General features: G+C 65.1%; 1 pseudogene. It reads left to right on the plus strand.

What is annotated here, in order from left to right:
* Positions 1-619: pseudogene (locus tag SM447_RS29440) on the plus strand (hypothetical protein); the annotation flags it as partial.

The raw sequence follows: 619 nt of genomic DNA on the forward strand, positions 1-619 counted from the left end.
CTCGCGGCGGCGTGCGGCATCCCCACGTCCGAGCTGGACGTGCAGCTCGCCCGCAGCCGCAACGACCTGGACGCCGGCGTGTTCCGGATGCTGCTGCGCGACCAGCTCGTCGAGGTGCTCCAGCGGGTGCTCGACACCGGCCGCACCGCGCTGCCCAAAGACGAACGCCGCTGGCCTCAGGTCCAGTCGCATCTGATGGCGCAATCCATGGCCGGACTGCAATTGGTGACCATCGCCACCGGATTTGACAAGGATTTCGACGACCTGCACCCCAAACGTCTGCGCCGCTTCCATGTCGGCCCGATGTACAGCCACACCTTCACCCGCCAAACCGGCCCCCTGCGCGAGGTGTTGGAGCAGGCGAAAAGCCCGCCCGGCGAGGACTGGGCGCTGGCCTGGACCGTGGAGGAGCTGAAAAGCGCGTCTGTGAAGGAAGAGAAATCCGGCTGGTTCGGAAAGGTCGAGCGCGAGATTTTTGCACTCGACCCGTTCGCAGGGTCTGGGTCCGGGATCGGTGCGACCAGCATGGAACGCGCCATCATCATGCCCGAGCGCCCCTTTCAGGTGCTGGCTGAAAAGAACCCCGCCGGATTCCACGACGTGCGCAAATTTGTTGTCA

It is taken from the genome of Micromonospora aridisoli (genome assembly GCF_056150025.1).